Origin of the sequence: Kosakonia sp. CFBP8986, from assembly GCF_034044935.1 — a bacterium.
GTDB lineage: Bacteria > Pseudomonadota > Gammaproteobacteria > Enterobacterales > Enterobacteriaceae > Kosakonia > Kosakonia cowanii.
The window spans coordinates 56,945-80,610 of record NZ_JAXCXB010000012.1 but is presented as its reverse complement, the minus strand read 5'-3'; the positions used below and the strand labels follow the sequence as shown (position 1 = coordinate 80,610).

The following is a 23,666-nucleotide window of genomic DNA, read 5'->3' as shown; positions in this document are numbered from 1 at the left end:
CTTCCCATAAATATCCAGCCTATGATACTGTATATACATACAGTAAGAGAATTCATGAGAGGAATTCATGGTCTTTGAACGACTAAATAAGACTCAGCACAAATGGGCATGCGTGCAATTCATTGCCGAGGTGTCGCTTATCGCCAACTGCAAGCCTTCCGACCTGAAGCTGGCCTTAAGCCTGATCGCGGATCTGGCAGAGAGCGAGAACACTACTCCCGATGATGAGGATATTTATTACAAAGCCGAATAGCCCGCCGAACGCCATTCCGGCCACTCTCTTTACCGTACTCTTACGCACCGGCTAGCGTTTCCCTCGCCCGGTGCGTCGCTTTTTCCTCCCCGTTGTTGTACCAGCCACGCGCCAGCACCAATTCATAGCCCTTAGCCTCTCTGTTGCGGAAACTTAACCATGGAAAAAACCTTCCGGATGGTAAGAGACGCAAAACGATGAATGCGATAACACAACAGGGCGACACCCTCGATCTGATCTGTCTGCGCTACTACGGGCGAACGGCGGGCGTCGTCGAACGCGTGCTGGCCGCCAATCCTGGTCTTGCCGGGCTGGGGGTGGTTCTCCCGCACGGCACCGCCATCACCCTGCCCGATGTCGCGGTGCAGACCATGCAGGAGACGGTAAATCTATGGGCGTAAGTATCGAGAGAATCAGCTCGTCGCTGGCCTACTGGATTAGCGTCGCCCTGACCTTTTTTGGCGCCATGACGCCACAAGACTTTGCTGCTTACTTCGGCGCGCTGGGCGTCGCCATGACCGTCGGCGTGAACTGGTATTACCGCCGTAAAAGCTATCTGTTCCTCAAATCCTGTGCGGTGAGCCAGGAGGTGGTCAATGGGCTTACCCGTTAAACGCTGTAGCGCGGCGGCTGTGCTGGCGCTGGCGCTGCTGCTGCCCGATTTCCAGCTGCTTCACACCTCACAGGCGGGGCTGGCGCTGATTACCGATCTCGAAGGCTGTCGTCTGCGCCCCTATCAGTGCAGCGCGGGAGTCTGGACCTCAGGGATTGGCCACACGGCGAAAGTGATTCCCACGCGCGATATCAGCGAAAAAGAGGCCGCCGTCAACCTGGTTGCCGACGTGCTGAACGTTGAGCGCCGCCTGGCGCACTGCGTGCCGGTGGAGATGCCGCAACCGGTCTATGACGCGGTAGTCAGTTTCACCTTTAACGTCGGCAGCGGCGCGGCGTGCGCCTCAACGCTTGCCTGGCACCTGCGCCAGAAGGCGTGGAAACAGGCCTGCGATCAGCTGCCGCGCTGGGTCTATGTCGATGGCGTACGCAACCGCGGGCTGGAAAACCGCCGCCAGCGCGAGCGCGACTGGTGCCTCCGGGGGGTGAAATGAGCACCCGCCTGATGATAGTGGCCGCGCTCCTGGCGACGCTGACCGGGCTGTGGTTGTTTGAGCAAAACCACGTTCTGCGTGCGTCTTTAGCCAACGCGCAGCAGCTGGCGCAGGAGCAGAACGCCACGCTGACGCGCCTCAAAACTGCCCTCAATGCCACCGCCGAACTGGCGGCAAAGAACCAGCAGGCGCAGGTCACGCTACGCCAGCAGCTCGATGCCGCCAGCGCGCAGGCGCTGCAACGAGAAAACGCGATCGCGAGGTTATTAAATGAGAACGAGGCTTTTCGCCACTGGTATCGCACTGAGTTACCTGATGCTGTGCGCCGGGTGCACCAGCGCCCGGCCTGCCCCTCCGCCGCTCATTGTTTACAACAGTTGCCCGCAGGTCAGCCTCTGTCCGATGCCGGCAAGCGCGCCGCAAACTAACGGCGATCTGAGCGCCGATATCCGCCAGCTTGAGCACGCGCTGGTGCAGTGCGCGCTGCAAGTTGAAACCCTTAAACATTGCCAGGATGAGATCAATGCTAAAACCCAACTCTCTGCGCAGCGCCCTGATTAACGCCGTCCCGGCGCTGCACGATACCCCCTCGATGCTGCGCCTGTGGGTCGATAAAGGCAGCAATATCGCCACGCTCGCCAGCTCCTTATCGTTTGAAAAACAGTTCAGCCTCAATGTCACCATCACCGGTTTCAGCGGCGATATCGACACGCTGTTTGTGCCGGTAATGGCGTGGCTGCGCGATAACCAGCCCGACATTCTCTCCGTTGAAGCGGGGCAGAAAGGCGGCTTTAGCTGGACGCTGCACACCAATGCCGGCGGTACCCAGGATGTGACGATGGTGCTCCAGCTGACCGAGCGCACCCAGGTGAAAGAGCGCAACGGCGCGCTGATTGCCGAAACGCTGCCGGAGCCGCTGCCGCCGGCCTTCGTCACCCGCCCGAAAGAGTTCTATATCAACGGCGAGCTGGTGAGCCGCTGGCAGGCGTGATCGCCTGCGCCACGGGCTGCGTTGTGCCAAAAGCCGGACAGCCTTGTTCAATTTTCAAAACCGGGGACGCATAGCATCATTTCGCTTATGAACAGACAACTTTCGCTTCACGAGCTGGCCCGCCAGCTTCGCAATATGATCCGCACCGGAATTATCGTTGAGGTCGACCTGAAAGCCGGGCGCTGCCGGGTGCAGACCGGCGGTATGGTGACCGACTGGCTACAGTGGTTAACCCACCGCGCCGGGCGTTCGCGCAGCTGGTGGGCCCCCTCCGTCGATGAGCAGGTGTTACTGCTTGCGGTCGGCGGCGAGCTGGAGACCGCCTTCGTGATGCCGGGGATTTATGCCAACGATCATCCGGCACCCTCCGCCTCGGCAGACGCCTGGCACGTCACTTTTCCCGATGGCGCGGTGTTTGAATATGAACCGCAGACCAGCGCTCTGAAGGTGAGCGGCATTAAAACCGCCGATATCACCGCCTCCGAGTCGATTACCGCCAGCGTGCCACAAGTATTGGTAAAAGCCTCGACGCGCATCACCCTCGATACGCCGGAAGTGGTCTGCACCAATAAGCTGATCACCGCCACGCTGGAGGTGCAAAAAGGCGGCACGATGAGCGGCAATATGACGCACAGCGGCGGCTCGCTCACCTCGAACGGCAAAGTGCTGCATAGCCACCAACACCCCGGCGATAGCGGCGGCACCACAGGAGCACCTTTATGACAGCACGTTATTTCGGCCTCGATCGCACCAGCGGGCGCAGCCTGACCGACGTCGACCATATCCGCCAGAGTATCAGCGATATTCTGCGCACGCCGGTGGGCTCGCGCGTGATGCGCCGCGATTACGGTTCGCTGCTGTTCGATATGCTCGATCAGCCGCAAACCCCGGCGCTGGCGCTGCAAATTCAGGTGGCCTGCTACATGGCGCTGCTGCAATGGGAGCCGCGCATCACCCTCAGCGCGGTGACGGCCGAACGTCAGTTCGACGGCAAGATGGTGGTCAATCTGACCGGCCAGCTTGCCAGCACCGGCGAGTCCCTCTCTTTAACCCTTCCTGTGAGTTGATACCATGCCGATTATCGATCTGAGCCAACTGCCCGCGCCCGATGTCGTCGAGGCGCTGGATTATGAGCGCATCCTGGATGAGCGCAAAACGACCCTTGTTTCACTCTTTCCCGCCGATCAGCAGGAGGCCATCGCCCGTACGCTGGCGCTGGAGTCCGAACCGCTGACTAAGTTTCTCGAAGAGAATGCTTACCGCGAAGTGATCTGGCGCCAGCGCGTCAACGAAGCGGCCCGTGCAGTGATGCTGGCGTATGCTTCCCGCAGCGATCTCGATGCCATCGCGGCGAACAGCAACACCGCGCGACTGGTGATCGCCCCTGCTGATGAGAGCACGATACCGCCCACGCCAGCGGTAATGGAGTCCGACACCGATTTACGCCTGCGCGCGCAGCAGGCTTTTGAAGGACTAAGCGTGGCCGGGCCGGTGGGTGCTTATGAGTATCATGGCCGCAGCGCCGATGGTCGCGTGGCGGATATCTCTGCCGTCAGCCCGTCCCCCGCCTGCGTCACCATCTCCGTGCTCTCCCGCGAAGGCGACGGTACCGCCAGCCCTGAACTGCTGGCGATTATCGATAAAGCGCTTAACGCGGAGGATGTGCGTCCGGTCGGCGATCGCGTGACGGTACAGAGCGCGAAGATTGTGCCCTACCAGATTGATGCCACGCTTTTTCTCTACCCCGGGCCTGAATCGGAGCCGATTCGCCAGGCGGCTGAGCAGAAGCTGAAAGCCTATATCACTGCCCAGCGCCGACTGGGGCGCGATATTCGCCTGTCGGCAATCTACGCAGCGCTCCACGTTGAGGGCGTGCAGCGGGTGGTGTTGAACGCACCGCAGCAAGATATTGTGCTCGATCAGAGCCAGGCCTCCTGGTGTACGGCGTGGAAAATTACCACCGGAGGTACCGATGAGTGACGACCGTCTGTTGCCTGTTGGCTCATCGGTTCTTGAGGTGGCGACAGCACACGCGGCGGCGCAGATTGAACGCGTACCGGTGCCGCTGCGCACGCTGTGGGATCCGCTAACCTGCCCGGCCGAGCTGCTGCCCTATCTCGCCTGGGCACTCTCCGTTGACCGCTGGGATTTTAACTGGCCGGAAGCGACCAAACGTAAGGTGATCGCCTCCTCCTTTTTCGTCCATCAACATAAAGGGACGCGCAGCGCCATTCACCGGGTGGTTGAGCCGCTCGGCTTCCTGATTGAGCTGCGTGAGTGGTGGCAGGATAACGCCGAACCCGGCACTTTCCGGCTGGTGATTGGCGTCCAGGAGAACGGCATTACCGAGGAGACGTACCAGGAGCTGGAGCGGCTGATTAACGATGCCAAACCGGCAAGCCGCCATTTGACGGAGCTGAATATCAGTCTCAGCAGCCAGGGCGAGTGCTACGTTGGCGCGGCCTGCTACCTTGGCGAGGAGCTGACGGTCTACCCTTACAGCCCGGAAGAGATTGTTGTCGGCGGCGAAAGCTATGCGGCATCGGCGATCCACCTGATTGATAGCCTCACTATTACGGTTTAATCCTCCCCTTCGGGCTACGGCCCGTTTTTTTTATCTACCCTGTTGTGTACCCCTCAGACCAACGCCGCCGCGTGGCGTCCGCCAGATGCTGAACGGAAAATATCGCTACCGTTCACTGCTCAACAAACCTGAGAGAATCCCATGTCTGTAAAATATTTCGCGATTTTAACCCATCAGGGCGCGGCAAAGCTGGCGAACGCCACCGCGCTTGGGACGACGCTTAACCTCACGCAACTGGCCATCGGGGATGGCAACGGCACGCTACCGGTACCGGACGCGGCGCAAACCCGGCTTATCAATCAGACACGCATCGCGCCGCTCAATGCCCTGTCAGTCGACCCGGAGAACCCAAGCCAGATAGTAGCGGAGCAGATTATCCCGGAGAATGAGGGTGGGTACTGGATCCGCGAGCTGGGTCTGTTCGATGACGAAGGGGTCTTGATTGCGGTGGCGAACTGCCCGGAGACCTACAAACCGCAGCTACAGGAAGGTAGCGGACGCACACAGACCATTCGCATGGTGGTGGTCGTCTCCTCAACGACGGCCGTGACGTTGAAAATCGATCCGTCGGTGGTGCTGGCGACGCGTAAATACGCCGACGATCTGCTGGCCGGACACCTGAAGGCGGCGAATCCCCATCCACAGTATCTGCAAATTGCCGATATCGCCTCCTTCACCCCGATCGGCGTGCCGCTGCCCTACCCGTCTGCCACTCCGCCCGCCGGCTGGCTAAAATGCAACGGCGCGGCCTTTAATAAAGGGCAGTATCCAAAGCTGGCGGCCCTGTTTCCCTCAGGCAATTTGCCGGATCTGCGTGGGGAGTTTATTCGCGGGTGGGATGATGGGCGCGCAGTGGATAGCGGGCGTGCCCTTTTAACCAGTCAGGCTGATGAGATAAAGAAATTCACGCTTAAATATCTAGGCCCAGGAGCGGGAACAGGTTCAACGACAGTTTTTGCATTGCAAAGCGGTATGAACCCGATCTATACCAGCGGGATTAGCCAGGCGGTAAACAGTTCTACTGCCGATGCGTTTCAGATTCCGGGTGGGAATGAAACCCGCCCACGCAACGTCACCTTTAACTACATCGTCAGAGCAGCGTAATCCTCTCTATATCCCAGCGGGCATCGCCCGTTTTTTTGCCCGCCCTGTTGTGTGAGTTCGCAACCAACGCCCCTTAATGGTGTTTGCCTGCGGCTGAACGGAAAATATCGCCATCGTTCACTTCTCAACAAACAACCTGAGAGCGTATGCATGACCGCAAAATTTTTCGCTATTTTGACTAACCTGGGGGCAGCAAAGCTTGCCAACGCCGCCGCGCTGGGCACGCAAATCAACCTGACGCAGATGGCCGTTGGCGATGCCAATGGCCAGCTACCTACGCCCGATCCGGCGCAGACCCAACTGATTAACCAGAAGCGTATCGCGCCGCTAAACCGGCTCTCGATTGACCCAAAAAATAGCAGCCAGATTGTTGCTGAACAGGTGATTCCGGAAACCGAAGGTGGCTTCTGGATCCGTGAAATTGGCCTCTATGACGATGCTGGCGTGCTGATTGCGGTGGCGAACTGCCCGGAAACCTATAAACCGCAGCTGCAGGAGGGTAGCGGACGCACGCAGACCATCCGTATGGTGGTGGTCGTCTCCTCAACGGCGGCGGTGACGCTGAAAATCGATCCGTCGGTGGTGCTGGCCACCCGCCAGTACGCTGATGAGCTACTTGATAACCACCTCAAGGCCGCCAATCCGCACCCGCAATATGCGCTGCTCGCCAGCCCAACCTTTACGGGCATCCCGAAGGTTCCGGATACGCCGATCGGTAACTACGGTCAGCAGATTGCCAATACCAAATATGTGCATGATGTCGTGGCAAGTGATGTCTACATTCTGCCGGTCGGTGCACCGGTCGCCTGGCCACTCGCGGAGCCACCACTAGGCTGGCTCATCTGCAACGGCGCCACGTTCGACAAAACAAAGTTTCCGCGCCTGGCGGCAGCGTACCCGGCCGGTTTAGTGCCGGATCTGCGCGGCGAGTTTATTCGCGGCTGGGATGCAGGACGTAATGTGGATCCTGCACGTGCGTTACTAAGCTGGCAGAAAGGGACCATTAATATCAACGATCCTTCACTCAGCTCGGTAAACCTGGCAAGCCCAATTCATGCCAATGACAACGTGGCCACTGCCAGGAGTGACTTCGGATTAGACCCTGTGATGAAAAGCGATTATGCAAATGTGATGAATGCGCTTTTTGTCACCCATGATGCCGCAGCTGATATAGATGCCGGCGGGTTTGCCGGAGGCTATGGCAGCACCCGTCCACGCAACATTGCCTTTAACTACATTGTGAGAGCCGCATAATGACCACCGCAATTTTGAACGAAAATCACCTGGCCAGCCAGGCGGGCACTGTCACCGTCTATAACTTTGACGCGTTGAGCCGCGAGTGCCTTGGCAGCACCGTCGAGTATCTTGCCGTCGGCGTCGGCATTCCGGCGAACTCCACGCTTGATAAGCCTTTAGCAGCGAAATCGGGTTTTGCAGTACGCCGCAACGCAGCGCTGGATGGCTGGGAGTATGCCCCCGACCATCGCGGCAGCGAGGTGTATGACAAAATCACCGGCGAGAAAAAGACGCTGACGCAGTTGGGCGACTACCCGGACGATGTCACCCCGCTTGCCCCCGCCACCCCCTATGACGTCTGGAATGGCAGCGCCTGGGTAACGGATGATGCCACCCAGCAGGACGCGCAAATCGCGCAGGCAGAGCAGACCAAAATCCGTCTGCTCAACAATGCGAAAAACACCATCAGCCTGTGGCAGACCGAACTGCAACTCGGCATCATCAGCGATGATGATAAAACGCAACTTATTGCCTGGATGCGCTACATTCAGGCGCTGCAGAAAGTCGATACGGCAACCGCGCCCGATATCGCCTGGCCTGAACAACCGCAATAAAAGATGACGGGCTGCGGCCCGTTTTGCCGGGTGGCACTGCGCTTACCCGGCCTACAACATCCTCAGGCCTGATAACGCGACGCCGCATCAGGCTTTTTCCGTTGGGTTGTCCCGCCTGGCAGCCAACCGCATTCGATAGCCTCTTCCCCAGAGCGCCCACGACAATAGCGTTTACTCAATCGCAAACCTGAGAGTGAACGCCTGACTATGAAATATTTTGCCATTTTGACTAACCAAGGTACCGCGAAGCTTGCGAACGCCACCGCGCTCGGCACGCAGCTGAAGCTGACCCATATGGCCACCGGTGACGGTAACGGCAGCCTGCCAACGCCCGATCCCGCACAAACGAAGCTGGTTAACCAGAAACGTATTGCGCCACTGAATATGCTGTTCGTCGACCCTGGTGACGCGAACCAGATTATCGCCGAACAGGTCATCCCCGAGAATGAAGGCGGTTTCTGGATCCGCGAAATCGGCCTTTATGACGCCGATGGCACGCTGATTGCCGTTGCTAACTGCCCGGAGACCTATAAACCGCTTCTGCTGGAGGGCAGCGCCCGCACACAAACCCTGCGTATGGCGCTGGTGGTCTCTGCTACCTCGGCGGTGAGCCTGAAGATCGACCCGGCGGTGGTGCTGGCGACTCGCAAGTATGTCGATGACAGAGCGCTTGGAGTACAGGTCTATGCTGATGAGGTAATGAAAAAACACCTGGCTACCGATAACCCACATGCGCAGTATGCATCTGTGAAAGCAATGGCAGCCGAACTGGAGAAGAAGCTGGATAAGGGCGTTACAGGGATAACACTGCCGGCCGGATATAACATCCCCTTTCATATCCGCAATACGCAGGGTCTGATCTACACCGCAACATCGCCTGGCACTTACACTAACGAGCCGGAGTTTGACAGCGAGTTTTTCGATGTCATGGCCATGCGGCACTCAGAAAACAAAGGCGGTGAAGTCACGTTTATTGCCGTAAGCAAGTCGGGAAAAATCGCGACCGCAGCGCTTTCCGGTGATGATTTCTCCGGCTGGAATCCTCTTCTTGACTTTACACATACCACCCCGGCAGGGCGCCAACTTATTGGCAAAAATAACGCCGGTGAGATGGTGGAATACCTTGGCCTCAATTCTATCCCCGGACGTTTATTGAATTTCCGAAAAATAACTACTTCTGGGATCTACACGCCTACGGCGGGAACCCGCTGGATTATTGTTGAACAGACGGGCGCGGGCGGCGCAAGCGGCAATCTAACCGCAACCAGCACAGGTGAGAATGCGATTAGCGCAGCAGGTTCAAACGGTACGTATGCAAAAGCGCTTATTACGGCAGGTTTCAGCTCAGTTAATGTGACTATCGGCTCCGGTGGCCAGCCTAATGGCGGCGCAGGTGGCAATGGTGGCAATGGCGGAACAACTTCATTTGGCTCGCTGGTGATTTGCCCTGGCGGCAAAGGCTCTGGCGTGGGGTACTCAAATTTGCCGCCCTTTAACAACGGTGGTGCAACAGGCTCTGCCCAGCCTACTGGGGTCGGTATTCTTTACTCCCTTTATGGCATCAGTTCCCCCTGGCCGACTGTAGTAGCCGTCGGTCAGGGCAGTAATTTTACGGCGACCACACCCACGCCGCTGGGGCGATACGGTATGGGTGGTGATGGGCTGGTAAGTAATGAAGCTGAGAAGGCAAAAACCGGTAATGCAGGGACTTCAGGTTACGTAATTGTTTGGGAGTACGCGTAATGGCAATTTATGCAGTAGTTGAAAAAGGTGTCGTGACAAATATCGTCGAATGGGATGGGCAATCTGCATGGAAACCCGACGCGGGGGATGTTATCCATCCCGGCGTTCCGGTAAGCCCGGGCTGGTTATATGACGGACATAATTTTACTGCGCCGGAGAGCGATGGAATGCCGCCCTTTAACCTCAAATAGTGAATTACATGACAACGACGCCGTGGAAAACCCACGGCGTTTTATATTATGCATCCTACAGGCCATCACCGGTTGTGCCATCCTTTAGCCAATCCTCTCCGCTCGCACCCGCTCTTCAGACACTCGAAAATAGCACTCACCCCAACACCACGGAGTTAAACGGATGAGTGATTATCATCATGGCGTTCAGGTCGTCGAAATCAACGATGGCACGCGCGTCATTTCCACAGTCTCAACGGCCATTGTCGGCATGGTTTGTACCGCCAGCGATGCAGACGCGGGGATGTTCCCTCTCAATGAACCGGTTCTGATCACCAACGTGCAGAGCGCGATTGCCAAAGCGGGCAAACAAGGCACGCTGGCAGCTTCGCTGCAGGCGATTGCCGACCAGGCGAAACCGGTGATTGTTGTTGTTCGTGTTGCCGAAGGCAGCGGTGAGGATGCGCAGGCGCAGACCCTCTCCAACATCATCGGCACCACCGACGAAAACGGTAAATATACCGGCCTGAAAGCGCTGCTGACCGCCGAAGCGGTGACCGGCGTGAAACCGCGCATTCTTGGCGTACCGGGTCTCGATAGCCTCGAAGTCGCTACCGCGCTGGCACCGATCTGCCAGAAGCTGCGCGCCTTCGGTTATGTCAGCGCCTGGGGCTGTAAAACCATTTCTGAAGCGATCAAGTATCGCGAAAACTTCAGCCAGCGCGAACTGATGGTCATTTGGCCGGATTTCCTCGCCTGGGATACCGCCAGCAACAGCTCCGCCGTGGCTTACTCGACGGCTCGCGCGCTGGGTATGCGTGCGGCGATCGACCAGTCCGCCGGCTGGCATAAAACCCTCTCCAATGTCGGCGTCAATGGCGTTACCGGCATCAGCACCCCGGTGTTCTGGGATCTGCAGGAGTCGGGCACCGATGCCGATCTGCTGAACGAAGCGGGCGTTACCACGCTGATTCGCAAAGATGGCTTCCGTTTCTGGGGCAACCGCACCTGCTCCGACGATCCGCTGTTCTTGTTTGAAAACTACACCCGCACCGCGCAGGTGATTGCCGACACCATGGCTGATGCGCATATGTGGGCAGTGGACAAACCGATCACCGCATCGCTGATCCGCGACATCATCGACGGCATCAATGCCAAATTCCGCGAACTGAAAAGCAATGGCTACATCATCGATGCCACCTGCTGGTTCGATGAAGAGGCTAACGACGCCGCATCGCTGAAGGCGGGCAAGCTCTATATCGATTACGACTATACGCCGGTGCCGCCTCTGGAAAACCTGACCCTGCGCCAGCGCATCACGGATAAGTATCTGGCGAACCTGGTCTCCTCCGTTAACAGCAAGTAAGGAACAGATAGATGGCAATGCCGCGAAAACTTAAATATATGAACGTGTTCCTCAATGGCTTTAGCTATCAGGGGATCGCCAAATCCATCACGCTGCCGAAGCTGACCCGCAAGCTGGAGAACTACCGTGGCGCAGGCATGAACGGCGTGGCGCCGATTGATATGGGTCTCGATGACGAAGCCCTGTCGATGGAGTGGTCGCTGGGCGGCTTCCCGGATGCTGCCATCTGGGAACTCTATGGTGCCACCACCGCGGATGCGGTTCCGATTCGCTTTGCCGGCTCCTACCAGCGCGACGACACCGGCGAGACGGTTGCCGTTGAAGTGGTCATGCGTGGTCGTCAGAAAGAGATCGACACCGGTGAGAACAAGCCGGGCGAAGATACCGAGTCCAAAATCTCCGTGGTCTGCAGCTACTTCAAGCTGACGATGGATGGCAAGGAGCTGGTGGAAATCGACACCGTAAACATGGTGGAGAAAGTGAACGGCGTCGATCGCCTTGAGCAGCACCGCCGTAACATCGGCCTGTAACAACCGCCCGGTCAGCCTGCTGGCCGGGTACCTTTTCCCGCGAAGAAGAGAGTGAGGATGCCATGAGCAACGAAACTGACAACGTGATTACCCTGGAAACGCCGATTAAGCGCGGTGAGCAGCTGATTAACAGCGTGACGCTGATGAAACCCAACGCCGGTACGCTGCGCGGATTGAGCCTGGCGTCGGTGGCGAACGCCGATGTCGACGCACTGATCAAAGTGCTGCCGCGCATCACCTCCCCGTCGCTGACGGAGCAGGAAGTAGGTGCTCTCGACCTGGTCGATATGGTTGCGCTGGCGGGCAAGGTGGTCGGTTTTTTGTCACCGGCTTCGGCACAGTAACTTTTCCGGCCTCTCTGTCGGTTGACGATCTGATGGCGGATATCGCGGTGATCTTTCACTGGCCGCCGTCAGAACTCTACCCCCTGAGCCTGACAGAACTCATCACCTGGCGCGAGAAAGCGCTACAGCGAAGCGGAAACAGATATGAGTAACAGCGCAAAATTAGAGGAATTGCTCACGGCTGTTGATCAGGCGACGCGCCCGTTTCAATCGTTGCAGACAGAGAGTCTCTCTCTGTCTGACAGCGTGAAAGGAACGGAGAAAAACCTGCGCGGCTTGTACACCCAGCTTGCGCAGGTCGACGACATCATGCGCGCGGAAAAAGCCCTTGCCTCCGTCAATGCGCAGCTGAGCGACATCAAACAGAACAGGCAAAATGCCGCCAACGGCACAGCAGCGCCAGCGATTATCGATCCCTGGAGCGGAAAACCCAGGTCGGAGAAAGCGCTCAAAAAGGAACGTCTTACCCTGCGCAGAACGATCAAAGCTAATAAGACCTCCCTGAAGACAGCCGGTATTGAGGCGAGAACGCCGTTATCCGCACGACTCCAGCTCAATAGCCGTATCAGCGATGAGTCGGCACAGTTGATCACCCAACGCCAGGCGCTCAAACAGGAGCAGCACCAGAAGCGCCAGCTACGTGCGGCAAAAATCCAGGCCGTGCAGCAGCGCATTCTGGGTGCGGGCGAAAAGGTCTCCGCCATTGGCGAGAGAGGCAAGTCGATTGCCACCACCGGCTTTGAACTCGGCAAAAAAATTATGCAGCCGGGCTATGAAGCGTCGCTGAAAAACAGCCCGCTTGCGCCGGCTGCGGCGTCCGATAACGCAGAGCCCGGTGCACAGAACAGTACCCCCGCCTCCGGAACAGCGGTCGCTACGCTGCAAAATGGCTCGGGAACAGCCGTTGCTACCCTGCAAAACAGTACCGGAGCTCCGGGAACGGCGGTCGCAGCACTGCAGAATAGCGCTGCCGGCCCCGCCGCGGCGATGCAGGGCAGTGTCGGCAACTTGGGTACCGATCTTGAGGCGCTGCAGGCGGCTTATCAGTCCCTGAGCGTTGATATTTTCAGTACCCAGGAGTCATCCCTGCGCTCGCTGGTGCAGACTGCGACCCGCTACGTCGGGAAGTTGCAAGAGTGGGTGCAAAATAATCAGGGCCTGGTGCAGAGTTTTGGGCTTATCGCCACGGTCGTGGTGGGCATCGCGGGTGCCGTCGGCACCGTGGCGGGCGTTATCGCGCCGGTGTTCACCGGCATCAGCACGCTTATCACCATCGCGACGACGCTCGGCAGCGTATTTACCACTATTTTCGGCGGGATAGCGGCAGTTATTGGCTCACTCACGCTACCGATTATCGCCATTATTGCCGGCATCGCGGCAGCTGCGCTGCTGATATATAAGTACTGGGAGCCGGTTAGTGCCTTCTTTGGCGGCGTGATTGAAGGCATCAAAACGGCGTTTGCCCCGATTGCCGAGTTGTTTGCGCCGTTCCAGCCGCTTTTCGAAGGTATCGGCCAGGTGATAAGTAACATTGCAGGGTGGTTCGGCGATCTGCTCACCCCCGTCAAATCCAGCCAGCAAACCCTTGAGAGCTTCGGTAACGCCGGAAAGATTTTCGGTCAACTGCTGGTTGAGGCACTGACACTGCCTTTCAAACCGCTAAAACTGCTGATCGAGGGCGTCACCTGGTTGCTGGATAAGCTTGGCGTTATTAACAAACAATCCGCTGATGCCAGCCCGGATAAGCAAACCCAACCGACCACTGGCGGTGCAGCGTTTGGCATGGTGCAACCTCCACGCTTAGACAATTATCAGGCGGCGCGCCCTGCGACCGGCGGATCCTATGTCGATCAAAGCAAGAGCGAATACAACATCACTCTGCAGGGAGATATGTCATCCGGCGGCGATGGCACGCGCCAGTTAAGAGATCTGCTGGCGCAGCACGAGCAGGAGAAACGCACTAACTCCCTTTCACAATTCAGCGCGGCAGGAGGATTTGCCTCATGATGCTGGCACTTGGGCTTTTTGTATTTATGCGGCAGACGCTGCCCTATCAAACCATGCAACGCGATAGCACCTTCAGATGGCCCAGCAACGCGCGCATGGGTAAACGCAACGCCTTTCAGTACACCGGGCCGGAAAACGACACCATCACTATCAGTGGCGAACTCTTCCCGGAGATTACCGGCGGCACGCTGTCACTTTCGGCGGTACGTCTGATGGCGGAACAGGGCAAAGCCTGGCCGCTGATTGATGGCACGGGCATGATTTACGGGATGTTTGTGATTAATAGCGTCAGCGAAACCGGCACCCTTTTTTACCCGGACGGATCGCCGCGCAAAATCAACTTCACCTTGAAGCTGACCCGCGTCGATGAGTCGCTGAAAGCGATGTTTGGCGATATTTATGACCAGGGTAAGCAGCTGGCGACCAACATGCTGGAGAGGTTCTGATGCTTAATGCATTCACAAACGGCTTAGCACGGGTAAAAACGCCGGCATTTTCATTAAAGCTCGGGAAGAAGGATATTACGGGCAATATTCAGTCCCGGTTGATTGCCCTGACGGTGACGGATAACCGGGGGTTCGAAGCGGATACGCTTACGCTGACACTTGATGATGCTGACGGGCAAATCGAGATGCCAGAGCGGAGCAATGTCATTACGCTGGCCATCGGCTGGCAGAGTGCTGCGCTGACTGAAATGGGCTCCTTTATTGTCGACCAGGTCAGCCACAAAGGCACACCGGATCAGGTTAGCGTCACCGCTAAAAGCGCAGATTTTCGCGGCAGCCTGAACAGCCCACAGGATAGCTCCTGGCATGATACGACGCTCGGCGCCATCGTTGAGGAGATTGCTAAACGTAATAAGCTGGACACCAGTCTGCCAACCTCGCTGGCGCAGATTAAGATTGCGCATATCGATCAGTCGAATGAGTCCGACGCAAACTTTCTGACGCGCCTGGCGCGGCGTAACGGTGCCGAGATCGCCGTCAAATCGGGCAAACTGTTTTTCATCGTCCCGGGCATGTGCGTAGTAGGCGGCGAAACAATGCCCTCCGCCACGATAGCCCGTAGCGATGGCGACAGCCATGATTTCTCGGTTGCCGATCGCATCAACTACTCTGGCGTCACGGCGCATTGGCAAGATACCGCCATGCCAAAAAACCAGAACACGATTCAGCTACAGAGAACATCATCGCAACAGAAGGTCACGCCGATTTCCCATCCGCAGGCGGTCAGTAGCCAGGCAGCCTCAAATGGGAAAAGCGAGCCGACAGACTACACAGCAGGCTCAAAAGAAAACGTTCTGATTCTATCCACGACGTTCGCGAATAAAGAGGAGGCGAAGCTGGCAGCTGAAGCCCAATGGAGCGAGATCCAGCGCAACGCGGCGAAATTTTCAATTACCCTTGCGCAGGGCAGAGCAGACCTGCGTCCCGAAACGCCGGTGATAGTGACTGGATTCAAAAATGTGATTAACGCCAGGATGTGGGTCGTCAAAAAAGTGACCCATACCATGAACACGCAGGGTTTTGTCAGCAGCGTGGAGCTGGAGGTTCGCATCAATGATGTTGAGTATGAAGCAAAATAAAAATCACAAATGCATTATTTAATTTGTATTTGCAAGATTGGAGGCTATCATAGCTAGCATAAACACGAAGGAGACCCCATTATGATGCATTGTCCGGTATGCCAGCAGGCCGCGCATGCGCGCTCAAGCCGCTACCTCAGTACCGAAACCAAAGAGCGTTATCACCAGTGCCAGAACGTTGAGTGTGGTTGTACGTTTGTCACTCATGAATCGCTGGCACGCTATATTGTCCGGCCTGTGGCAGCGCCCACCGCTTCGCCTGCCAGCCTGCGCTAACGTCGCACCTCATTAAGCCTGCATCCGCAGGCTTTTTTTATGCCTGTAGATCGCCCGTTTTTCTGCCGCCACTCTGCCGCCACAGTCAATAAAAAAGGGGTTAGCATTACGCTAACCCCTTGTTCTATAACACGCTTTGGATGTAGCGCGTGCGCTATCTTAGTTAAGACGCTCTTTAATACGAGCAGACTTACCGGTGCGCTCACGCAGGTAGTACAGTTTAGCTTTACGTACAGCACCACGACGTTTAACAGCAATGCTGTCAACTACCGGAGAGTGAGTCTGGAAGACACGCTCAACGCCTTCGCCGTTGGAAATTTTGCGAACAGTGAATGCAGAGTGCAGACCGCGGTTACGAATAGCGATAACCACGCCCTCGAATGCCTGCAGACGTTTTTTGGAACCTTCAACAACCCATACTTTCACTTCCACGGTATCACCCGGACGGAAGGAAGGTACGTCCTGCTTCATCTGCTCTTGTTCAATTTGCTTAATGATGTTGCTCATAATTTAATCTCTTATCCTGGGTAAACTGATATTTGGAGGGCTTAAGCCATCCCATCATGTTTCTGTTGCTGCTGTTGTGCGTGTTCGCTTTTGAACTCCGCCAGCAACCTTGCTTGCTCTTCAGTCAGAGCCAGGTTTTCCAGAAGTTCAGGTCTTCTAAGCCAGGTGCGGCCCAGCGACTGCTTCAGACGCCAGCGACGTATCTCGGCATGATTTCCCGACAGTAAAACCGCCGGTACTTCCATCCCTTCTAACACTTCAGGACGAGTATAGTGCGGGCAGTCCAGCAATCCATCAGCAAAGGAGTCTTCCGTTGCTGAAGCTTCGTGGCCCAGTACCCCCGGAATAAACCGGGAAACCGAGTCAATCAGCGTCATTGCTGGCAGCTCACCGCCGCTGAGCACGTAATCACCAATAGACCACTCTTCATCAATCTCGGTCTGGATTACCCGCTCATCTATCCCTTCGTAGCGACCGCACACCAGAATCAGTTTCTGATTGGTAGCCAGTTCGCTCACGCCCGCTTGATCAAGCTTGCGTCCCTGAGGCGAAAGATAAATCACCTTCGCGCCTTCGCCCGCCGCGGCTTTCGCTGCGTGAATGGCGTCCCGTAAAGGATTCACCATCATTAGCATTCCCGGTCCGCCGCCGTAAGGACGTTCGTCCACGGTACGGTGCCGGTCATGAGCGAAGTCACGTGGACTCCAGCTCTCAATGCTCAGCAGGCCTTTTTTTACTGCCCGGCCAGTTACCCCGTAGTCGGTAATCGCGCGGAACATTTCAGGAAACAGGCTAATAATGCCAATCCACATAGCGCCGTCTTTTACCGTATATCCGGAGGTTTAAAAACCAGGATCCCAATCTACTTCAATGGTTTGAGTAGCGAGATCGACTTTCTTGATAACCTGCCCATCGAGGAACGGAACCAACCGCTCCTTGATACCGAACGCATCTTTCAGGTTTGCCTTGATGACGAGAACGTCATTCGACCCGGTTTCCATCATATCGATGACTTTACCGAGGCTGTAACCTTCAGTAGTCACTACCTGGCAACCCATAAGGTCTTTCCAGTAGTAGTCACCCTCTTCCAGTTGCGGCAACTGCGCGGAATCAACGAGAATTTCGCAATTCGTCAGAAGATTCGCGGCATCGCGATCGTCAACGCCTTTCAGCTTGATGACGATATCCTGATTGTGGTAGCGCCAGCTTTCCAGCTCAATGCTCTGCCACTGACCCGCCTTCTGGATAAACCAGGGCTGATAGTCAAAAATGCTTTCGGCGTCTTCGGTGGAGGAAAACACTCTGAGCCAACCACGAATTCCGTAAGAAGATCCCAGTTTGCCAACAATAATTGGCTCAGCAGGGGCCGATGCGGTTTGTTGCTTGCTCATCATGACCACCGTGACAGATTAAGCTGCTTTCTTTGCTTCTTTGATCAGCGCGGAAACGCGATCGGAAACGGTAGCGCCCTGGCCAACCCAATGTGCGATACGATCCAGATCCAGGCGAGTGCCTTCTTCTTTATCAGACGCGATCGGGTTGAAGAAACCAACGCGCTCAATGAAGCGACCGTTGCGTGCATTACGGCTGTCAGTAACAACAACCTGGTAGAACGGACGCTTTTTAGCGCCGTGACGAGCTAAACGAATAGTTACCATAACATCCTCTTGTGTGAATAAAACACCCGGCCCCATCGAGGAACGGAGCCTGGTGTCATATTAAAAGCCCGAAAATTTTACTGATTTTGGGGGGAATTGCAATCAAGATAAAGCAAACAAGGGAAATAAGGCGTATGTCGGTGCAGCCAGTTTGGTTCCGGCGTGCGCGCAGAAAGCGGAGCGTACACGTGGTACGTGAGCATTTCGAGCACACCCCGGGGCCAAAATGGCAAACAAGATAGCCTTATACCCTTGTTTTAGCGGCCAGGGAAACCAGGCGGCATCATCCCTTTCATCCCGCGCATCATCTTCGCCATCCCGCCCTTCTTCATCTTCTTCATCATGCGTTGCATGTCGTCGAACTGTTTAAGCAGACGGTTTACATCCTGCACCTGCATACCGCAGCCTGCAGCGATGCGGCGTTTGCGCGAGCCTTTGATGATGTCCGGGTTGGCGCGCTCTTTGAAGGTCATCGAGTTGATGATCGCTTCCATACGCACCAGCACTTTGTCATCCATCTGCGCTTTAACGTTATCGGGGATCTGGCCCATGCCCGGCAGCTTGCCCATCAGGCTCGCCATACCGCCCATGTTTTTCATCTGGCGCAGCTGCTCAAGGAAGTCGGTCAGATCGAAGCCGTCGCCTTTTTTCAGCTTGTTCGCCAGCTTCTCAGCCTGCGCACGGTCAACTTTGCTTTCGATATCTTCGATCAGCGACAGCACGTCGCCCATGCCGAGAATACGCGACGCGATACGATCCGGGTGGAACGGCTCCAGCGCTTCGGTTTTCTCACCGACGCCGAGGAATTTGATCGGCTTACCGGTGATATGGCGGATAGAGAGCGCCGCACCGCCGCGGGCATCGCCGTCCACTTTGGTCAGCACGACACCGGTCAGCGGCAGCGCTTCATTAAAGGCTTTTGCCGTGTTGGCGGCATCCTGACCGGTCATGGCGTCGACAACAAACAGCGTCTCAACGGGCTTAATGGCCGCGTGAACCTGTTTGATCTCCTCCATCATCGCTTCATCAACGTGCAGACGACCGGCGGTATCCACCAGCAGCACGTCATAAAACTTCAGCTTCGCCTCTTTCAGCGCCGCGTTAACGATGTCGACCGGCTTTTGCGCGACGTCAGAGGGGAAGAAATCGACCTCGACCTGCTGCGCCAGCGTCTCCAGCTGTTTGATCGCCGCCGGGCGGTAAACGTCCGCGGAGACGACCATCACTTTCTTCTTGTGCTTCTCGCGCAGGAACTTACCGAGCTTACCAACGCTGGTGGTTTTACCCGCACCCTGCAGGCCCGCCATCAGCACCACTGCCGGTGGCTGCGCCGCCAGGTTGAGGCTTTGGTTCTCTTCGCCCATCGCGGCAACCAGTTCGTTGCGCACAATTTTGACGAACTCCTGGCCCGGGGTCAGACTCTTGTTGACTTCGTGACCAACCGCTTTCTCTTTCACACGGTTGATAAAGTCACGCACTACCGGCAGCGCAACGTCAGCTTCCAGCAGCGCCATGCGCACTTCGCGCAGGGTCTCTTTGATGTTGTCTTCAGTGAGGCGTCCACGGCCACTGATATTGCGCAGTGAGCGCGACAAACGATCGGTTAAATTATCAAACATTGTCTCTCGCCTGAGGTGATACGATTGGCCGCCAGCGCGACGCATAACAGAAATTCGCCGCAGTATAGCATGAAGACATCGCGGCTGTATGTGATGGAACTGTTGGAGGCTGGGTCACGTAACGTTATACTGCTTCTCTTTCTCTCTTAGTCAACTGTCGACACGCCTATGCCCGTTTTTGCCCTGATCGCTCTTGTTGCCTACTCAACCAGCATTGCGCTGATTGTTCCCAGCTTGTTACAAAAAAATAGCGGCTGGCGCAAAATGGCCATCTTTTCAGCGGTGCTTGCGCTTATATTCCACGGCTTCGCGCTGAAAGAGCGCATCTTCCCTGATGATGGCGGTCAAAATCTCAGCCTGCTGAACGTCGGTTCCCTGGTCAGCCTGATGATCTGTACGGTGATGACCATTGTTGCCTCGAAAAACCGCGGCTGGCTGCTGCTGCCGATTGTTTATACGTTCGCGTTAATCAATCTCGCTTTCGCCATTTTCATGCCGAATGAGTTCATCACGCATCTGGAAACCACGCCCGGCATGATGGTGCATATCGGCCTGTCGCTGTTCGCCTACGCCACCTTAATTATCGCGGCCATGTATGCGCTCCAGCTGGCGTGGATCGATTATCAGCTGAAGAATAAAAAACTGGCTTTCAGCAATGAAATGCCGCCGCTGCTGGTGATTGAACGCAAGATGTTTCATATCACCCAGGTCGGCGTGGTGCTGCTGACGCTGACGCTCTGCACCGGCCTGTTCTACATGCAAAACCTGTTCAGCATGGAAAATATCGATAAAGCGGTGCTCTCGATCATCGCCTGGTTTGTCTATATTGTCCTGCTGTGGGGCCACTATCATGAAGGCTGGCGCGGTCGCCGCGTCGTCTGGTTCAACGTCGCAGGAGCCGGTATTTTAACGCTCGCCTATTTCGGCAGCCGCGTCCTGCAACATTTCGTAAGTTAAAGCAAAGGAGTTCCCCCTGGAACACATCTCCACCACGACGCTGATTATTACGCTTATCATCATGGTCGTGGTTTCAGCCTATTTCTCCGGTTCAGAAACCGGCATGATGACCCTCAACCGCTATCGCCTGCGCCATATGGCCAAACAGGGCAACCGTGCGGCCAAACGCGTCGAAAAGCTGCTGCGTAAGCCCGATCGCCTGATTAGCCTGGTGCTGATCGGCAACAACCTGGTCAATATTCTCGCCTCGTCGCTGGCGACTATTGTCGGTATGCGCCTGTACGGCAACGCCGGGGTTGCCATCGCTACCGGTGTGCTGACCTTCGTAGTGCTGGTCTTTTCTGAAGTGCTGCCAAAAACCATCGCTGCCCTTTATCCAGAAAAGGTCGCCTTTCCCAGCAGCCTGCTGCTCGGCCCGCTGCAAATCATCATGCTACCGCTGGTGTGGCTGCTGAACGGCGTGACGCGTATTTTGATGCGTATGATTGGCATTAAAGCCGATGTGGTGGTCAGCGGCGCACTCAGTAAAGAGGAGCTGCGCACCATCGTTCACGAGTCGCGCTCTAAAATTTCTCGCCGCAATCAGGATATGCTGCTGTCGATTCTCGATCTGGAGAAGGTCAACGTTGATGACATCATGGTGCCGCGCAATGAGATCGTCGGTATCGATATCAATGATGACTGGAAATCGATTGTGCGCCAGCTGACCCACTCGCCGCACGGCCGCATTGTGCTCTATCGCGACTCACTGGATGACACCATCAGCATGCTCCGCGTGCGTGAAGCCTATCGCCTGATGACCGAGAAAAAGGAGTTCACCAAAGAGGTGATGCTGCGCGCTGCCGATGAAATTTACTATGTGCCGGAAGGCACACCGCTCAGTGTTCAGCTGGTGAAGTTTCAGCGTAATAAGAAGAAAGTCGGCCTGGTGGTAGATGAGTATGGCGACATTCAGGGGCTGGTGACGGTCGAAGATATTCTTGAAGAGATTGTCGGGGATTTCACCACGTCTATGTCGCCTGCGCTGGCAGATGAAGCGACGCCGCAGAACGACGGTTCGGTAATTATTGAAGGCAGCGCCAGCGTTCGCGAGCTGAACAAAGCCTTTAACTGGCGATTACCGGAAGATGAAGCGCGGACCATCAACGGCATGGTGCTTGAAGAGTTAGAAGAGATCCCGGCGGCAGGCACGCGCGTGCGCATTGAGCAGTATGATATCGATATTCTCGATGTGCAGGAGAACATGATTAAGCAGGTAAAAGTGATCCCGGTTAAAGCGCTGCGGGAGAGCGTTACAGAGTAAAAAAAACCCTCTCATCATGAGAGGGTTTTCGTTTTATGCTTTCGCTTTGGCGACGGTAACCATCGCGGCGCGAATAGTGCGACCATTCAGGGTGAACCCTTTCTGCATCACACCCAGCACGTTGCCGGCGCTGACCTCTTCCGACTCGACCATCGCAATCGCCTGATGCACATTTGGATCCAGCGGAACGTTGGTGTCGGCAATCACCTCAACACCAAATTTCTTCACTACATCCAGCATGTTTTTCAGGGTCAGTTCGATACCTTCGACCATCGGCGCCATCTCGGCGTTCTCTTTGTCAGCCACTTCCAGCGCGCGATCCAGACTATCGATGACCGGCAGCAGTTCATTGATGAACTTCTCCAGCGCAAATTTGTGCGCTTTCTCGATATCCAGTTCGGTACGGCGACGCAGGTTTTCCATCTCCGCTTTGATACGCAGCACCGTCTCGCGCTCGCGGGTTTCCGCTGCTGCTAACTGCGCTTCCAGATTCGCAATTTTCTCATCGCGCGGATCCACCTGCTCAGCCGCTTCGTCAGGCTCAACTACCGCCTCAACGTCGTCGTGCTGTTCCTTGATAATTTCTTCCGGGGACTGCCCGTCAGGCGTTTTCTGTTCTTCACTACTCATGAATTTCTCCGCGTTTTTTTGCAATCATCTCGCTAACCTGCATTATTATGGGGATCCGTTTCCTGGATTCAAGGGAACAAGTCAGATTGTCATCATTCATTCGCCACAAGGACCCGCAGAAAATGACCCAACATTTCAAGTGTATTGGTATTGTCGGGCACCCGCGCCACCCTACCGCGCTCACCACACATGAAATGCTCTACCGCTGGCTGCATGCCAAAGGCTATGACGTGATGGTTGAACAGCGTATTGCTCATGAGCTGAAACTCGCGAATGTGAGAACCGGTACGCTGGCGGACATTGGGCAACAAGCGGATCTGGCGGTGGTGGTCGGCGGCGATGGCAATATGCTTGGCGCGGCGCGCACGCTGGCGCGTTACGACATCAAAGTGATTGGCATCAACCGCGGCAATCTGGGCTTTCTGACCGATCTTGACCCCGATAATGCGCAGCAGCAACTGGCCGATGTGCTTGAGGGTCACTACATCGCTGAGAAACGGTTTTTGCTGGAAGTACAGGTGTGCCAGCAGGATTGCCAGAAGCGCATCAGCACTGCCATTAATGAAGTGGTGCTGCACCCTGGCAAAGTGGCGCACATGATTGAGTTTGAAGTCTATATAGATGAAGTTTTTGCCTTCTCCCAGCGCTCGGATGGCCTGATTATCTCCACACCAACTGGCTCCACGGCCTACTCGCTCTCAGCGGGCGGCCCGATCCTCACCCCTTCGCTGGATGCCATTACGCTGGTGCCGATGTTTCCGCATACCCTCTCGGCGCGTCCGCTGGTGATTAACAGCAGCAGCACCATTCGCCTGCGTTTTTCCCATCGCCGTAGCGACCTTGAAGTGAGCTGCGACAGCCAGATCGCGCTGCCGATTCAGGAAGGCGAAGATGTGCTCATCCGCCGCTGTGACTATCATCTGAATCTCATCCACCCTAAAGATTACAGCTATTTCAACACGTTAAGCTCCAAGCTTGGCTGGTCAAAAAAATTGTTCTGAAAAGAGGCTGCAGGGCTTTACTGTATATAATTCCAGTTTATACTGTACGAAAACACAGTTATGGTTTTTCATACAGGAAAGC

32 protein-coding genes and 1 pseudogene are annotated in these 23,666 nt (G+C 56.1%); 27 read left to right on the top strand and 6 right to left on the bottom strand.

Annotation, left to right across the window (positions count from 1 at the left end; genetic code table 11):
• Positions 1-67 precede the first annotated feature (67 nt).
• From SOM48_RS20790 to SOM48_RS20675, 24 genes and pseudogenes are all read left to right on the top strand, one after another.
• Entirely contained in the window at positions 68-253 is a 186-nt protein-coding gene (locus SOM48_RS20790; RefSeq protein ID WP_023480627.1) for a hypothetical protein, read from the top strand.
• Positions 254-450: 197 nt separating this feature from the next.
• Positions 451-654: a tail protein X gene (locus SOM48_RS20785; RefSeq protein WP_054804230.1), complete on the top strand. Its 204-nt coding sequence runs from the start codon at positions 451-453 to the stop codon at positions 652-654.
• Positions 645-866 carry an HP1 family phage holin gene (locus SOM48_RS20780; RefSeq protein ID WP_023480641.1) on the top strand — a complete coding sequence of 74 codons (222 nt, stop codon included), beginning with the start codon at positions 645-647 and terminating at the stop codon, positions 864-866. The genes SOM48_RS20785 and SOM48_RS20780 overlap by 10 nt, the downstream gene beginning before the upstream one ends.
• Positions 850-1,359 carry a lysozyme gene (locus tag SOM48_RS20775; RefSeq protein ID WP_320512926.1) on the top strand — a complete coding sequence of 170 codons (510 nt, stop codon included), beginning with the start codon at positions 850-852 and terminating at the stop codon, positions 1,357-1,359. The genes SOM48_RS20780 and SOM48_RS20775 overlap by 17 nt, the downstream gene beginning before the upstream one ends.
• A complete protein-coding gene (gene lysB / locus SOM48_RS20770) occupies positions 1,356-1,787 on the top strand; it encodes an Rz-like lysis system protein LysB (RefSeq protein WP_320512925.1) in 432 nt (143 codons plus the stop codon). The genes SOM48_RS20775 and lysB overlap by 4 nt, the downstream gene beginning before the upstream one ends.
• The gene (gene lysC, locus SOM48_RS20765; protein WP_312605036.1) at positions 1,675-1,920 is read left to right on the top strand and encodes an Rz1-like lysis system protein LysC; all 246 of its coding nucleotides are present in this window, start codon (positions 1,675-1,677) and stop codon (positions 1,918-1,920) included. Before lysB ends, lysC begins: the two co-directional genes overlap by 113 nt.
• A complete protein-coding gene (locus SOM48_RS20760; protein ID WP_320512924.1) occupies positions 1,883-2,350 on the top strand; it encodes a phage tail protein in 468 nt (155 codons plus the stop codon). Before lysC ends, SOM48_RS20760 begins: the two co-directional genes overlap by 38 nt.
• An 87-nt stretch (positions 2,351-2,437) precedes the next feature.
• Entirely contained in the window at positions 2,438-3,073 is a 636-nt protein-coding gene (locus SOM48_RS20755; protein WP_139966958.1) for a phage baseplate assembly protein V, read from the top strand.
• Entirely contained in the window at positions 3,070-3,417 is a 348-nt protein-coding gene (locus tag SOM48_RS20750; RefSeq protein ID WP_023480652.1) for a GPW/gp25 family protein, read from the top strand. Before SOM48_RS20755 ends, SOM48_RS20750 begins: the two co-directional genes overlap by 4 nt.
• 4 nt (positions 3,418-3,421) lie before the next feature.
• The gene (locus SOM48_RS20745) at positions 3,422-4,330 is read left to right on the top strand and encodes a baseplate assembly protein (protein ID WP_076769064.1); all 909 of its coding nucleotides are present in this window, start codon (positions 3,422-3,424) and stop codon (positions 4,328-4,330) included.
• On the top strand, positions 4,323-4,934 hold the full coding sequence (locus SOM48_RS20740; RefSeq protein ID WP_042713141.1) for a phage tail protein I: 612 nt from the start codon (positions 4,323-4,325) through the stop codon (positions 4,932-4,934). Before SOM48_RS20745 ends, SOM48_RS20740 begins: the two co-directional genes overlap by 8 nt.
• A gap of 141 nt (positions 4,935-5,075) precedes the next feature.
• On the top strand, positions 5,076-6,038 hold the full coding sequence (locus SOM48_RS20735; RefSeq protein ID WP_320512923.1) for a phage tail protein: 963 nt from the start codon (positions 5,076-5,078) through the stop codon (positions 6,036-6,038).
• 150 nt (positions 6,039-6,188) lie between these two features.
• Entirely contained in the window at positions 6,189-7,292 is a 1,104-nt protein-coding gene (locus tag SOM48_RS20730; protein ID WP_320512922.1) for a phage tail protein, read from the top strand.
• Positions 7,292-7,888, top strand: a complete 597-nt coding sequence (locus SOM48_RS20725) for a tail fiber assembly protein (protein ID WP_320512921.1) — start codon at positions 7,292-7,294, stop codon at positions 7,886-7,888. The genes SOM48_RS20730 and SOM48_RS20725 overlap by 1 nt, the downstream gene beginning before the upstream one ends.
• Positions 7,889-8,089: 201 nt before the next feature.
• Positions 8,090-8,632 (top strand): annotated as a pseudogene (locus tag SOM48_RS20720) (phage tail protein); the annotation flags it as partial.
• A gap of 998 nt (positions 8,633-9,630) precedes the next feature.
• On the top strand, positions 9,631-9,822 hold the full coding sequence (locus tag SOM48_RS20715) for a hypothetical protein (protein WP_315080258.1): 192 nt from the start codon (positions 9,631-9,633) through the stop codon (positions 9,820-9,822).
• A gap of 163 nt (positions 9,823-9,985) precedes the next feature.
• Positions 9,986-11,167 (top strand): phage tail sheath protein, encoded by a 1,182-nt coding sequence (locus SOM48_RS20710; RefSeq protein ID WP_288883398.1) that lies wholly within the window; start codon positions 9,986-9,988, stop codon positions 11,165-11,167.
• An 11-nt stretch (positions 11,168-11,178) separates the two neighbouring features.
• On the top strand, positions 11,179-11,697 hold the full coding sequence (locus SOM48_RS20705) for a phage major tail tube protein (RefSeq protein ID WP_023480575.1): 519 nt from the start codon (positions 11,179-11,181) through the stop codon (positions 11,695-11,697).
• 62 nt (positions 11,698-11,759) lie between these two features.
• Positions 11,760-12,041 (top strand): phage tail assembly protein, encoded by a 282-nt coding sequence (locus tag SOM48_RS20700; protein WP_042713148.1) that lies wholly within the window; start codon positions 11,760-11,762, stop codon positions 12,039-12,041.
• Positions 12,042-12,073: 32 nt separating this feature from the next.
• Positions 12,074-12,193 carry a GpE family phage tail protein gene (locus SOM48_RS20695; RefSeq protein ID WP_034813568.1) on the top strand — a complete coding sequence of 40 codons (120 nt, stop codon included), beginning with the start codon at positions 12,074-12,076 and terminating at the stop codon, positions 12,191-12,193.
• Entirely contained in the window at positions 12,186-14,048 is a 1,863-nt protein-coding gene (locus SOM48_RS20690; RefSeq protein ID WP_320512920.1) for a phage tail tape measure protein, read from the top strand. The genes SOM48_RS20695 and SOM48_RS20690 overlap by 8 nt, the downstream gene beginning before the upstream one ends.
• On the top strand, positions 14,045-14,494 hold the full coding sequence (locus SOM48_RS20685; RefSeq protein ID WP_076769068.1) for a phage tail protein: 450 nt from the start codon (positions 14,045-14,047) through the stop codon (positions 14,492-14,494). The genes SOM48_RS20690 and SOM48_RS20685 overlap by 4 nt, the downstream gene beginning before the upstream one ends.
• Positions 14,494-15,633 (top strand): phage late control D family protein, encoded by a 1,140-nt coding sequence (locus SOM48_RS20680; protein ID WP_320512919.1) that lies wholly within the window; start codon positions 14,494-14,496, stop codon positions 15,631-15,633. Before SOM48_RS20685 ends, SOM48_RS20680 begins: the two co-directional genes overlap by 1 nt.
• A gap of 81 nt (positions 15,634-15,714) precedes the next feature.
• The gene (locus tag SOM48_RS20675; RefSeq protein ID WP_054804241.1) at positions 15,715-15,909 is read left to right on the top strand and encodes an ogr/Delta-like zinc finger family protein; all 195 of its coding nucleotides are present in this window, start codon (positions 15,715-15,717) and stop codon (positions 15,907-15,909) included.
• Positions 15,910-16,068: 159 nt separating this feature from the next.
• Here the strand turns inward: SOM48_RS20675 and rplS are convergent, their stop codons facing one another.
• From rplS to ffh, 5 genes are all read right to left on the bottom strand, one after another.
• A complete protein-coding gene (gene rplS / locus SOM48_RS20670; protein WP_006178051.1) occupies positions 16,069-16,416 on the bottom strand; it encodes a 50S ribosomal protein L19 in 348 nt (115 codons plus the stop codon).
• A 41-nt stretch (positions 16,417-16,457) separates the two neighbouring features.
• Positions 16,458-17,228, bottom strand: a complete 771-nt coding sequence (trmD, locus tag SOM48_RS20665) for a tRNA (guanosine(37)-N1)-methyltransferase TrmD (protein ID WP_023480607.1) — start codon at positions 17,226-17,228, stop codon at positions 16,458-16,460.
• 30 nt (positions 17,229-17,258) lie between these two features.
• The gene (rimM, locus tag SOM48_RS20660) at positions 17,259-17,807 is read right to left on the bottom strand and encodes a ribosome maturation factor RimM (RefSeq protein ID WP_023480523.1); all 549 of its coding nucleotides are present in this window, start codon (positions 17,805-17,807) and stop codon (positions 17,259-17,261) included.
• 18 nt (positions 17,808-17,825) lie between these two features.
• A complete protein-coding gene (gene rpsP / locus SOM48_RS20655; protein WP_023480584.1) occupies positions 17,826-18,074 on the bottom strand; it encodes a 30S ribosomal protein S16 in 249 nt (82 codons plus the stop codon).
• 257 nt (positions 18,075-18,331) lie between these two features.
• Positions 18,332-19,693, bottom strand: coding sequence for a signal recognition particle protein (gene ffh, locus SOM48_RS20650; RefSeq protein ID WP_023480583.1), 1,362 nt, complete (start codon positions 19,691-19,693; stop codon positions 18,332-18,334).
• A gap of 168 nt (positions 19,694-19,861) precedes the next feature.
• Here ffh and SOM48_RS20645 point away from each other — a divergent pair, with 168 nt between their 5' ends.
• Together SOM48_RS20645 and SOM48_RS20640 are read left to right on the top strand one after the other, a co-directional pair.
• Complete coding sequence (locus SOM48_RS20645; RefSeq protein WP_023480617.1) at positions 19,862-20,650, top strand: cytochrome C assembly family protein; 789 nt, start codon at positions 19,862-19,864, stop codon at positions 20,648-20,650.
• Between the two features lie 16 nt (positions 20,651-20,666).
• Entirely contained in the window at positions 20,667-21,953 is a 1,287-nt protein-coding gene (locus SOM48_RS20640) for an HlyC/CorC family transporter (protein ID WP_076769071.1), read from the top strand.
• A gap of 33 nt (positions 21,954-21,986) precedes the next feature.
• Here SOM48_RS20640 and grpE read toward each other — a convergent pair whose 3' ends face one another.
• Positions 21,987-22,583 carry a nucleotide exchange factor GrpE gene (grpE, locus tag SOM48_RS20635; protein ID WP_023480606.1) on the bottom strand — a complete coding sequence of 199 codons (597 nt, stop codon included), beginning with the start codon at positions 22,581-22,583 and terminating at the stop codon, positions 21,987-21,989.
• Between the two features lie 122 nt (positions 22,584-22,705).
• Between grpE and nadK the strand changes: the two genes are divergently transcribed.
• On the top strand, positions 22,706-23,584 hold the full coding sequence (gene nadK, locus SOM48_RS20630) for an NAD(+) kinase (RefSeq protein WP_023480522.1): 879 nt from the start codon (positions 22,706-22,708) through the stop codon (positions 23,582-23,584).
• Positions 23,585-23,666: the final 82 nt, after the last annotated feature.